This window comes from Paenibacillus sp. PK3_47 (assembly GCF_023520895.1).
Classification (GTDB): domain Bacteria; phylum Bacillota; class Bacilli; order Paenibacillales; family Paenibacillaceae; genus Paenibacillus_AQ.
Genome location: NZ_CP026029.1, coordinates 764,411 through 776,154, shown reverse-complemented (window position 1 = coordinate 776,154; position 11,744 = coordinate 764,411). Strand labels below are relative to the sequence as shown.

At 52.9% G+C, this 11,744-nt stretch carries 11 protein-coding genes; 8 read left to right on the top strand and 3 right to left on the bottom strand.

Annotated features, from left to right (window positions below; genetic code table 11):
* Nucleotides 1-7: 7 nt before the first annotated feature.
* Nucleotides 8-1,735 (bottom strand): cache domain-containing sensor histidine kinase, encoded by a 1,728-nt coding sequence (locus C2I18_RS03645; protein ID WP_249899934.1) that lies wholly within the window; start codon nt 1,733-1,735, stop codon nt 8-10.
* A gap of 337 nt (nt 1,736-2,072) precedes the next feature.
* On the opposite strand from C2I18_RS03645, the gene C2I18_RS03640 reads away from it, so the two are divergent.
* From C2I18_RS03640 to C2I18_RS03625, 4 genes are all read left to right on the top strand, one after another.
* The gene (locus C2I18_RS03640; RefSeq protein ID WP_249899933.1) at nt 2,073-3,422 is read left to right on the top strand and encodes an ABC transporter substrate-binding protein; all 1,350 of its coding nucleotides are present in this window, start codon (nt 2,073-2,075) and stop codon (nt 3,420-3,422) included.
* Between the two features lie 77 nt (nt 3,423-3,499).
* A complete protein-coding gene (locus C2I18_RS03635) occupies nt 3,500-4,438 on the top strand; it encodes a carbohydrate ABC transporter permease (protein WP_249899932.1) in 939 nt (312 codons plus the stop codon).
* 14 nt (nt 4,439-4,452) lie between these two features.
* Complete coding sequence (locus C2I18_RS03630) at nt 4,453-5,292, top strand: carbohydrate ABC transporter permease (protein ID WP_249899931.1); 840 nt, start codon at nt 4,453-4,455, stop codon at nt 5,290-5,292.
* 71 nt (nt 5,293-5,363) lie between these two features.
* Nucleotides 5,364-5,519 (top strand): hypothetical protein, encoded by a 156-nt coding sequence (locus C2I18_RS03625; RefSeq protein WP_249899930.1) that lies wholly within the window; start codon nt 5,364-5,366, stop codon nt 5,517-5,519.
* Between the two features lie 68 nt (nt 5,520-5,587).
* Here the strand turns inward: C2I18_RS03625 and C2I18_RS03620 are convergent, their stop codons facing one another.
* Complete coding sequence (locus C2I18_RS03620) at nt 5,588-6,109, bottom strand: hypothetical protein (protein WP_249899929.1); 522 nt, start codon at nt 6,107-6,109, stop codon at nt 5,588-5,590.
* Nucleotides 6,110-6,299: 190 nt separating this feature from the next.
* On the opposite strand from C2I18_RS03620, the gene C2I18_RS03615 reads away from it, so the two are divergent.
* Nucleotides 6,300-6,659: a hypothetical protein gene (locus tag C2I18_RS03615; protein WP_249899928.1), complete on the top strand. Its 360-nt coding sequence runs from the start codon at nt 6,300-6,302 to the stop codon at nt 6,657-6,659.
* On the opposite strand, the gene C2I18_RS03610 is transcribed toward C2I18_RS03615, so the two are convergent.
* Nucleotides 6,616-7,455 (bottom strand): AraC family transcriptional regulator, encoded by an 840-nt coding sequence (locus tag C2I18_RS03610; protein WP_249899927.1) that lies wholly within the window; start codon nt 7,453-7,455, stop codon nt 6,616-6,618. The two genes, C2I18_RS03615 and C2I18_RS03610, sit on opposite strands and share 44 nt — an antisense overlap.
* A 137-nt stretch (nt 7,456-7,592) precedes the next feature.
* On the opposite strand from C2I18_RS03610, the gene C2I18_RS03605 reads away from it, so the two are divergent.
* From C2I18_RS03605 to C2I18_RS03595, 3 genes are read left to right on the top strand one after another with little or no spacing between them, the layout of a single operon-like run.
* Nucleotides 7,593-8,732, top strand: a complete 1,140-nt coding sequence (locus tag C2I18_RS03605; RefSeq protein ID WP_249899926.1) for a DUF2264 domain-containing protein — start codon at nt 7,593-7,595, stop codon at nt 8,730-8,732.
* A 30-nt stretch (nt 8,733-8,762) separates the two neighbouring features.
* Complete coding sequence (locus C2I18_RS03600; RefSeq protein ID WP_249899925.1) at nt 8,763-10,583, top strand: heparinase II/III family protein; 1,821 nt, start codon at nt 8,763-8,765, stop codon at nt 10,581-10,583.
* A gap of 22 nt (nt 10,584-10,605) precedes the next feature.
* Nucleotides 10,606-11,742: a glycoside hydrolase family 88 protein gene (locus C2I18_RS03595; RefSeq protein WP_249899924.1), complete on the top strand. Its 1,137-nt coding sequence runs from the start codon at nt 10,606-10,608 to the stop codon at nt 11,740-11,742.
* Nucleotides 11,743-11,744: the final 2 nt, after the last annotated feature.

Here is an 11,744-nt window from a genome sequence, read left to right as displayed (position 1 = left end):
ATTGCTGTTACTCTTTCTGCCTGACGGGCATCAGGATCTTCATCCGCGTACAGCTGCCCAGTTCACTCTCGATCGCCAAGCCATAATTTTCGCCAAAAGCCAGCTGCAGCCGCTCATTTACACTGCGGAGGCCGACATTCTCGAACATTCCTTTGGATTCTGCATCCGGTTCGCACAAAATGGTGGCAATCTGCTCCTCATTCATGCCTATGCCGTTGTCTTCGACGGTGATCAGCATTTCGGTATAGCTGTATTTTTGCACCGTGACCTGAATATGTCCCCGGCCCTTGGGCTCAATGCCGTGAAAGATGGCGTTCTCCACGAGCGGCTGCAGACTGAAACGGGGAATCAGGCCAGCCAGCAGCTCCTCAGCCTCGACACTGCACGCCATGGTGATGTTGCTGCCGTACCTGTATTTCTGGATCAGAAAATAATCGTCCAGCAGGCTTAACTCCTCTTTCAGCGGCACGAGCCTCCGGTTATCCTTGGCAATACTGCGGAGCATACGGGAGAGGGAGGTGGTCATTTCCGCAATCCCGGTTGCATTTTGAATCGTAGCCATCCATTTAATGGAGTTGAGCGTGTTGTACAGAAAATGAGGATTGATCTGACTCTGCAGCATCCGGTACTCCAGCTCCTGCTTCTGCTTCTCGTCGGCCAGCTGGCTGTCCATGAGTGCCACGATATCCTGCGACAGGCGGTTAATCCCCCGGCCAATGTCTCCAAGCTCACTGTTCCATTCGATATTGCGGTCCTGCAGGAAGTTGCCCTGGGCGATTTTGTCGATCCGTTTCTTCAGCTTCTCTACCGGCAGACTGATCGTACGGGTCAGATAGATCATAATGATGCCGCTTGACGCCATAACCAGGAAGCAGACGCCGAGCATGATCAGAATCCAGATGTTTGTCTTGGGAGCGAACTGTTCATTAGAGATGGTCTGTGAAATGGTGACTCCGCTCCGCACCTGATAAGATACCAGGATTTGCTCTTCGTTGTCTTCCATGCGCAGCATGGACAGCGCGGTTTGCGGACCGACCGGCTTATCTGCGGTATAAGCAACTGTGTTATAGGCTCCGGTAACAGGAATGACCTCGTCTCCGACAAGCGTATAATGGTGATCCCCGAGAGACAGCAGCAGCCGGGAGTCAGCGGAGAGGGCGTAGCCCTGCAGCTTGTCGGTAATGACAGACGTATTTGCGAGCAGATAGACTGTGCCGATTTCCGATGCCCTTTCCCCATAGATTGGAAGTATCAGCGGAATAACCATGGAAGGGGAGAGCGGATCGGCGAGAATTTCGCCCCATTTTACAGCGTTCGCTTCACTGACACCCGGAAATTTATCGATGTTATGGACGGTCAAAGGTACGGATGAGCTCACCGAATTATCCACCTGCAGAAACTTTCCCTCCGGGCCCGCGGCAATCAGCCGGCGGACATAGCCGTTCGACAGATTCATCCGGAAGTCCTCCTGCATCGAGTTGAACGCATTAACCGCATCCTTCGCACTGGCCCGGGGGGAAGCAAAATATTCCGTAAGCAGATTATTTGTACTGGAATTCGTGCTGGCTGTCAGCGCCAGGGAGGTCAGGTTCGTGAGATCCTGCTCAATAATATGCGAGACGAGCTGAAGATTGAATTCAGTAGCCTGTATTGTTGTTTTACGCTGGTAATAGGTAATCAGCTCGTAGCTGAAAAAGGACAGCAGCACAGCGATCAGCAGCGCGAACAGCGTCATGATCAGGATAATGCGGCTTTTAATGGTAGCTTTTCTTTGCGTGGGTAACCCTCCCAGTCTAAATATTTCATATGAAGCGTTTACATTTGTCCATGATAACACCTTAGCATAATCCGGGCCATACATACAGACAGCGGGGGAGGAGCGGAGAATTTTACAGGTTTTGAATAAGATTTTACAGGAAGAAGCCGGGCTGGCCGTGAAAGAGAACCAAAAAGTGAAGGTTCAGCATGTGAAAATGTATGCCATTTCGCCGGAATAAGCTTTAGAATTTGAAGTAGCTTCTGAAGGGAGCGAACAAGTGTCAACCAAACAGGAAGAAAAGGGGACATTATCTATGACAGTGAAAAAATTGTACAGCATCACCCTGGCAACCGTGCTTTCAATGAGCTTGCTGGCCGGCTGTTCCGGCAACAACAACAATAATCAGGGCAGCAGCGCAGCGACAACGGCGCCAACATCGGGCAATAGTGCAAGCGCTTCCGAGACGCCTGCTGATGAACCGGTAACGATCAAGTGGGCGCTGTGGGACTGGGAAGCTACCGCTTACTACCAGCCGCTGATTGATGCTTATAAAGAAAAACACCCGAACGTAACAGTTGAATATGTCGATCTCGGTTCTACGGATTACATGACCATGCTGAGCACGCAGCTCTCCGGCGGAGCGGATCTCGATGTACTGACCATTAAGGATATTCCGGGTTACTCCAATCTGGTGAAGCAGAATCACCTGGAGCCGCTGCAGGGCTACATGGGCTCTAACAGCATCGACAAGTCCAAGTACGGCGGTACGGTTGAGCAGATTGAAGTAGACGGTGAAGTGTATGCGCTTCCTTTCAGAAGTGACTTCTGGGTGGTGTACTACAACAAAGACCTGTTCGACAAAGCCGGCGTGGAGTATCCGACAAACGACATGACTTTTGCACAGTATGATGAGCTGGCCCGCAAAATGACCTCCGGCAGCGGAGCGGAAAAGGTATACGGTGCCCATTATCACACCTGGCGCAGCGCCGTGCAGCTGTTCGGCATCCTGGATGGCAAGAACAACGTCGTAGGCGGAAACTATGACTTCCTCAAGCCGACGTATGAGTGGATCCTGAAAGAGCAGGAAGACGGCATTGTGATGGACTACGCTACGCTTAAGACCTCCAGCACCCACTACTCCGGCGTATTCTACAACAATTCGGTTGCTATGATGAACATGGGCAGCTGGTTTATCGCTACACAGATTGAAAAGGTGAAGAGCGGCGAGTCGCAGGCCACCAATTGGGGCATCGTGAAATACCCGCATCCTGAAGGCGTAGAAGCCGGCACGACACTGGGTACGATCACTTCCCTGGCGGTTAACCAGAAATCCGAGCACAAGGAAGCCGCGCTTGATTTCATGAATTTTGTAACAGGTGAAGAAGGTGCGAAGGTTATTGCTTCCACAGGCACGATTCCGGCAATCAAAAATGCGGAGGTCATCAGCTCCATTGCTTCCATTGACGGGTTCCCGGCCGATGACAACAGCAAGGAAGCGCTGAACACCGTTCAGACGTATCTGGAAATGCCGATGCATGAAAAGAGTGCAGACATTGAAGTGATCCTGAATGAAGCGCATGACAACATCATGACCAAGAACGCCAGTATCGATAAAGGCCTTCAGGATATGAACGAGCGCGTGCAGCTGCTGCTGAACAATTAGTACGCACAGGAGGACTGTGATTTCCGGGGGGCGGGTGCAAATCTGCCCCTTTTTATAGAAGGTTTGGAGGAGAGAATATGCAGAACGAAACCGTATTAGGTACCAAAAAAGCCCCCGGAAGGCGTCTGTCCAAAGGCTTTCGCGACCATCTGATCGCATACAGCTTTATTGCACCGAACTTTATCGGCTTTGCCGTGTTTACGCTGGTTCCGATGTTTTTTGCCTTAATCCTGGCATTCGTCAAATGGGACGGGGCCAATCCGATGAAATTCATCGGTTTTGACAACTTCAGCCGTCTGATCAAGGATACGACCTTTCACAAAGCGCTGTGGAACACTATTGTCTACACTGTCGGCGTAGTTCCTTTTACCATGATCTGTGCGCTTGCACTGGCGATCCTGCTGAACCAGCAGATTATTGCCCGTAATTTCATGAGAACCGTGTTTTTCTTCCCTTACGTCGCTTCACTGGTCGCTGTGGCTGCGGTATGGAATTTTATTTTCAGCCCGACCATGGGGCCGGTCAACAATATTTTGCATCTGATTACAGGGGTTCCGATTGAGGATCTTCCCCGCTGGGCGGCGGACCGCCACTGGGCGATGTTTACCGTCATTCTTTTTACCGTGTGGAAAAATATGGGCTACTACATGGTCATCTACCTCGCAGGTCTGCAGGGGATTAACCCTGAGCTCTACGAAGCTGCTGAGCTGGACGGGGCGAATGCCTGGAAAAGATTCCGCAATGTGACGGTTCCGCAGCTGGCGCCGACCACGTTTTTCGTATTAATGATTCTGGTCATCAATTCGTTCAAGGTCTACGATATCTTCATCAACCTGTTTGCCGGAGCCGACAACCAGCTGAATGACTCGACAAGAGTAATGGTCTATCAGATCTATAATACGGCGTTCCGTTCACTGGATTACGGATATGCCAGCGCGATGGCCATTGTGTTGTTTTTGCTGGTTCTTGCCATTACGATCGTCCAGTTCCGGGGCGAGAAGAAGTACGGACAATAGGAGGATATAGAGATATGGTAGGAGCGAATAAGAGTTTCAAAATAGCAACAAAGGTGCTCGTCTACGTACTGCTGGCCCTGACTGTATTATGCATGCTGGTGCCTTATGTGTGGATGCTGTCCTCCTCACTGAAGCTGAATAAGGATGTGTTCACCTTTCCAATGCAGTGGATTCCGGCCATGCCGCGCTGGGAAAACTATGCCGATATCTGGACCCGGATTCCGCTGGGCCGGTTCATCTACAATACGGCGAAGCTGTCCGTGATCGTTACGGTTCTGCAGCTGCTGACTTCAAGCTTTGCCGCCTATGCCTTCTCCAAGCTGCAGTTCCGGGGCAAAAATCTGCTCTTCCTCGGCTACATCGCCACCATCGCCATTCCATGGCAGGCTTATATGGTTCCGCAGTTTATCATGATGCGTTCTTTGGGGCTGAACAACACCCACCTGGCGATTATCCTGCTGCAGGCGTTCTCGGCGTTCGGCGTCTTTCTGATGCGCCAGTTCTATCAGGGAATTCCGGATGAGCTGTGCGAAGCGGCACGGATTGACGGACTCAGCGAATACGGCATCTGGGCAAGAATTATGCTGCCGCTGTCCAAGCCGGCTTTGTCCACGCTGACCATCTTCACCTTTGTCTCCACCTGGAATGACTTCCTGGGGCCAATGATTTATTTGACCAAAACCGAGCTCAAAACGATCCAGATCGGTCTGCGGATGTTCATCTCGCAATATTCTGCGGAGTACGGGCTGATTATGGCAGCCAGCGTGGTGTCCATCATCCCGGTGCTGATCGTGTTCCTGGGTCTGCAAAAGTACTTCGTGCAGGGCGTTGCGGCTTCGGGGATTAAGGGCTGACCCAGGACTGATCGAGGGCTGATCAAGGACTGATCCAGGGCTGATCCAGAGTGCCGGGCATCTGGCTTTCAGTGGCAGTGAAAGCAGTTGCCGTTCAGGCGGCTGCTGTTTCCGTTAAGGTGGCCCGCCTGCTGAACGGCCGGGGCAGCGTCAGTTCGGCTCCGCTGGAGCAGATGGCCCGGGCCGAAAGTGCCCAGATACTGGCTACTCTGTTATTCAGTCTTTAAATTACCCGCCGGCCCTGCTGTTCTATCCTCAGACTGAGGATCGCGGCGGGGCCGGTTTTGTGTTCAAATTATGCTGGCGTACTGATAGGGTGAGAGGTAGCAATGCCTCTGATTTCGGCGCTGGCAGGCAATTTGGTGGAATGAGAGGTAGAAGTAACTTTGATTTCGGCCGTTGTAGGCAAATTGGGAGAATGAGAGGTAAAAGTACCTTTGGTTTCGGGCGTTGTAGGTAAATTGGGAGAATGAGAGGTAGAAGTACCTTTGGTTTGGTTGGCTGTGGGCAAATTGGCGGAATGAGAGGTAGAAGTACCTTTGATTTCGGCGTTGGCAGGCTGGTTGGCGGAATGAGAGGTAGAAGTACCTTTGATTTTGGTGGTGTCGGGCAAATTGGCGAAATGAGAGGTAGAAGTACCTTTGATTTCGGCGTTGGCAGGCAAATTGGCGGAATGAGAGGTAGAAGTACCTTTGGTTTCGGCCGTCGTAGGCAAATTGGGAGAATGAGAGGTAGAAGTACCTTTGGTTTCGGCGTTGGCAGGCAAATTGGCGGAATGAGAGGTAGAAGTACCTTTGGTTTCGGCCGTCGTAGGCAAATTGGCGGAATGAGAAATGAGAGGTAGAAGTACCTTTGATTTCGGCGTTGGCAGGCAAATTGGCGAAATGAGAGGTAGAAGTACCTTTGGTTTCGGCCGTCGTAGGCAAATTGTGAGAAGGAGAAGTAAAAGTAACTTTGATTTTGGTGGTGCCGGGAAAGTGAGCTAAGCCATGCGAGCGAGATGCAGAATGAACGGTAAAACTCCCGTTGATTCCGGCCCACTCAGGCATTTTGACGAAATAAACGGGAAAAGTCCCGTTGATTCCGGCTCGCGCAGGCAACTTGGCGAAATGAACGGGAAAAGTCCCGTTGATTCCGGCTCGCGCAGGCAACTTGGCGAAATAAACGGGAAAAGTCCCGTTCATTCCAGCCCGCGCAGGCATTTTGACGAAATGAACGGGAAAAGTCCCGTTCATTCCAGCCCGCGCAGGCAAATTGGCGAAATGAACGGTAAAAATCCCGTTGATTCCAGCCCGCCCAATTATTCAGCCCACGCTGCCCTGCTCAAACCATCTTTTTTCCATACTTACCCGGGGTGTGGCCGGTGAAGTTCTTGAAGGTGCGGATGAAATTGGCGTAGTCGTTGAAACCGGACAGGTAGCAGGTGTCGGATACCGAGTTGCCGGCGGCGAGGAGCTGCTTGGCTAACGTTATTTTTTTCAGCAGGACATAACGGTACAGGGTTCCGCCGGTGTACTGCTTGAACAGATGGCTGAGATAATACTTATCCACAGACAGCTCCTCAGCGATCCCTTCCAGCGACAGGGTAAGGTGCAGATGGTTATCGATGTAGGCCATTGCAGACTGGATAACCGTCGGGATCACGCTGGGAACAGCGGAAAAGCTGCGGCTGTACAGCTCATTGACCTGTACCAGCAGCTGAATGAGATAGGTGAGCGCCAGAACATCGCTGCCGTACTGAGGCTGCTTCAAAATGTCGATGAGCCTGGATGCCAGTCCGGTAAAAACCTCGAGCTGCGCCTCATCCATTTGTGCGAGATTTTGCTCTCCGGGCTGGCGGTTCTGGAAGCAGGCGAGCAGGTTGGTATCAGCCGTGCAAAAAGGGTATACCAGCGGCGCTTTGAAGTGGACGGTGATCCGTTCATAAGGCTCCGGTGACTGATTGATGATTTTATGAATTTCATGATTGTTGAATAGCAGCACATTGCCGGGACTTAAGGGATAGCTGTACTGTTCCACAAAACAGTTCACCTGCCCGCCCAGAAACAGGAAGATCTCATAATGGTCATGAACGTGAAAATCCTTGGTGGGAGAGACCAGGGTTTTGCCGGCTCCCGCCAGGATTTCACCATGGAACTGCTGATGATATTCGGCATATTTCATCTGGAGACCACCTTCAGAATTTATAGCAATAAACGCAATAAATTATTAATTATCGCAAAGACATTGCGATAATATAAAACTAAACTATAACTGACGAGAAAACAATCCTGAAAAGCGAAGCCATGGAGGAATAGGACATGAACGGTAAGGAACAGCGTAAATATTGGCTGGATACGATGCTGCTGATCGGCACCCCGGTGCTTGAAGCATTAAGGCAAAGAACCTTGAAGAACACGCTGCCGATGGAGTTCCACAGTGACCGGAGCACTTTCGCGCCGCTTGAAGCATTTGCAAGGCTGGCCTGCGGCATGGCGCCATGGCTGGAGCTGGAAGGCCTTGAAGGTGAGGAAGAACAGCTTAGAGAGTATTATGCAAAGCTAATGTTGGAAGCGCTTGATGCGGCTACGGACCCGGAGTCTGCAGACTATATGAATTTTGAGGTGGAGGGGCAGCCGCTGGTAGATGCTGCTTTTCTTGCTCATGCTTTGGTGCGTGCACCTAAACGGCTTGCCTCCCGGCTGGATAAACGCGTCAAAGCCAATGTCATCGCCGCTCTAAAAAAGACCCGCCGCACCGCCACCAGCGGCAGTAACTGGCTGCTGTTCAGCGCAATGGTGGAAGCAGCGCTATACATCCTCGGCGATCCGGAATATGACCGGATGCGTGTAGGCTATGCAGTCCATATGTTCATGGACTGGTACAAAGGCGACGGCGTGTACGGGGACGGGAAGGATTTTCACTGGGACTATTACAACAGCTTTGTCATCCAGCCGATGCTTGTCGATGTGATAACGCTGTTCGAGCAGGATGCGGCGCCTTATCCATCTTTGAAGCCGCTGATTATGCAGCGGGCACAGCGGTATTCCGCCGTGCTGGAGCGGATGATCGCACCGGACGGCACGTATCCGTTCCTTGGACGTTCCATCGTCTACCGGTTCGGTGCATTCCAGCTGCTCTCGCAGGCGGCACTCCAGCATTTCCTGGATGAATCCCTGCAGCCTGCCCAGGTGCGCTGCGCCTTGACGGCTGTTATCAAGCGGATCATGGATTTCCCGGGAAATCTGGATGGGAACGGCTGGCTGTGCCCGGGCGTTTATGGCTACCAGCCGGAGCTGGCGGAGGGTTACATCAATACAGGGAGCCTGTATTTATGCGCATCGGTGTTTCTTCCACTCGGGCTGCTGCCGGCAGATCCATTCTGGAGCGGGGACAACGTGAAATGGACCGCACAGCAAATCGTGTCCGGTGAGGATGTTATGCGTGATCATGCGCTGTAATATCGGCAGTAAGGAGAGGTGGGAGCAGATATGAATCAACAGGAGCTTCTCGATATGATTCGTAAGGAAACGCCGCTGCAAATCAGCCATTATTATCCGCGGGAAAGCCAGGAGGCTTTCTGGAAACGGGCGGCACAATCCGCAGAATGGCAGGACAGGATTGCTGAAATCCGGGCTGAGGGCCTGCGGCTGGATCATCTCGATATTCCGGAACTGACTTTTTCTCTATTCATAGCCTTTGCCCGCACAGGATCCAGGCTGGAGTACGAACGGGTTTATTTTGAACGGAGAAGAAGATTGAATACGTATACATTTCTTGTGTTGCTGGAGCCGGACAATCCGGTACATCTGGGGAGGCTGGAGGACATCCTGTGGTCTGTCTGCGGGGAGTTCAGCTGGTGTTTGCCTGCCCATCTGCCTGCGGATTTTGCGATCAGCGAGATTGAAAGGCACATTGATCTGTTTTCGGCGGAGACCGGTTTTTCCTTAAGCGAAATAGCGCTGCTGCTGGGCGAACGGCTGACACCGCTGCTGCGCACCCGGATACAGGATGAGGTTCAGCGCAGAATATTTCTGCCTTTCCTTACGTACGGCCCTTACCATTGGGAGACTGCGAGGCATAACTGGTCTGCCGTCTGTGCAGGTTCGATCGGGGCAGCCGCAATGCTTGCGCTGGATGACCCGGATAAGCTGAGCCATATTCTGCTCCGGACAGAACGCAGCATGCATTACTATCTGGAGGGCTTCGGTGAGGACGGAGCGTGTACAGAGGGACTTGGCTACTGGAATTATGGATTTGGATATTTTACGTATTACAGCGATCTGCTGCGGGCAAGAAGCGGTGGAAGGCTGGACTGGTTCCAAAATGACAAGGTCCGCAGCATCGCCCTGTTCCAGCAGAAATGCTTCATCGGCGGCAGTCTTGTGGCCAACTTTTCCGATTCGCTGCCCCGGATCCGCATACATATGGGCCTGTCCCATTATCTGGCGGACCGGTTTCCGGGTGTCGACTCACCGCCGGACGGGCTTCGGGCTCCCTATACAGAGGACCACTGCAGCCGCTGGGCTCCTGCACTGCGCAATCTGATCTGGACGAGACAAGGCGTGCAGACAGAGGAGTGGGCATCAGGCAGCTATTACCTCCCGGATGCCGCATGGGTAGTAGCCCGTCACGAACCTTCCTCTTCCGGGAAAGTCTACGGCTTTGCTGCAAAGGGAGGGCATAACGATGAGCCGCACAATCACAATGATCTGGGCCATTTCATCCTCGCCGGCGGCGGGGAAATCTACGCTGCAGATCTTGGCAGCGGGGAGTACACGGCGGATTATTTCGGGGCCGGACGCTATCAATATGCCTGCAACGGTGCGCAGGGGCATTCGGTACCAGTCATCAACGGCAGGTATCAGAGTGCAGGGCGGGAGTATGCAGCTGAAGTTCTGCATGCTTCCGCTGCACCGGATAAGGATGAGCTGGTGGTGGAGCTGTCAGGGGCTTATGAAACCCCAGGGCTGAAGTCGCTGGTCCGCTCTCTGGTATGGCATAAAGAACCGCTTCCCCGCCTGGAACTGTGTGACGAGTACAGCTGCGAAGGCGCACCGGAGAGCTGGACCGAGCGGTTCGTAACCTGGCGGCGGCCGGAACTTCTTGAGGCAGGTACAGTCCTGCTGCCGGGAAGCGCCGGCGGCGGAGTAGAAGTACATTACGACGACAAGCTGGTGCAGCCGGAAATTACGGCACGCGAGTACCGCGATCATTCCGGACGGGAGACACTCTGGCATACACTTGATTTCCATGTGCTTCATCCCGGCCCGGAAGGCAGATTGGCATTTACATTTCAATTCCTATCCTAGATGAATGGCGGTGTCTTAAATAATGAATCAATTGGCAAATACAGCTTGGGTGGAAGAAGCCTGGAAGAAGGCGCTGGAAAAAACAGTGGTAAACAGCGAAAGAATCGGTGCTGAGTTTCCTCACGCCAGTCAAGGAGGCAAATATGTACTGGAAGGGGCCAACTGGTGGACCGCAGGTTTTTGGCCCGGCATGCTGTGGCAGTTCTATGCGGAGAGCGGGGAAGAAGGGCTGAAGAACGTTGCCGAGCGCTGCGAGGAGCGCCTGGATGAGGTGCTCGACGGTTACCTCAGGCTGGATCATGATCTGGGCTTTATGTGGACACTGACAAGTGTGGCCAACTACAAGCTGACAGGACGCGAAGCATCGCGGACCCGGGCGCTGAAAGCAGCCAACTACCTGTCCGCCCGCTTTAACCTGAAAGGCGGCTACATCCGGGCCTGGAATCCCTGGCGCGAGGGAGAGAACAACAGCGGGGTAGCGATTATCGACTGCTGCATGAATACAAGCCTGCTGTATTGGGCCTCTGCAGAGACCGGAGACCCGCGCTACCGCCATATTGCAGATGCGCATATGGATACCGTCCTGGCACATTTTATCCGGCCGGACGGCTCTGTGTACCATATTGTCAACTTCGATCCGGATACTGGAGAAGTAAAGGAAAAGCTCGGCGGGCAGGGGTATGCACCGGAATCCGCATGGTCGCGCGGCGCCGCCTGGGCCATCTACGGCCTGACGCTTGCCTTTCATCATACAGGCAAGAGGGAATATCTTCATGCTGCCCAGCGGGTTGCGCATTTCTTTTTGACCCGGCTGCCTGAAGATCATGTTCCGAATTGGGACTTCCGCGCACCTGACGAAATCCGTGACATCCGTGATACCTCTGCCGGCTCTTGTGCGGCAAGCGGTTTGCTGCTGATGGCTCAGCTGGTAGAAGCTTCGGAGTCACATGTCTACCGCGACGGTGCGCTGAAAATCATGGAATCCCTGTACCGGAATTACGGTACCTGGGACCAGCCGGACGAGCAAGGCCTGCTGCTTCACGGAACAAGCAACTATCCGGAGAACCGCAACATTGATGTTCCGCTGATTTACGGTGATTTCTTCTACGTCGAAGCACTGGCCCGGCTCAAGGAAGCCGGCCCGTTCTATTGGGAGTAGGT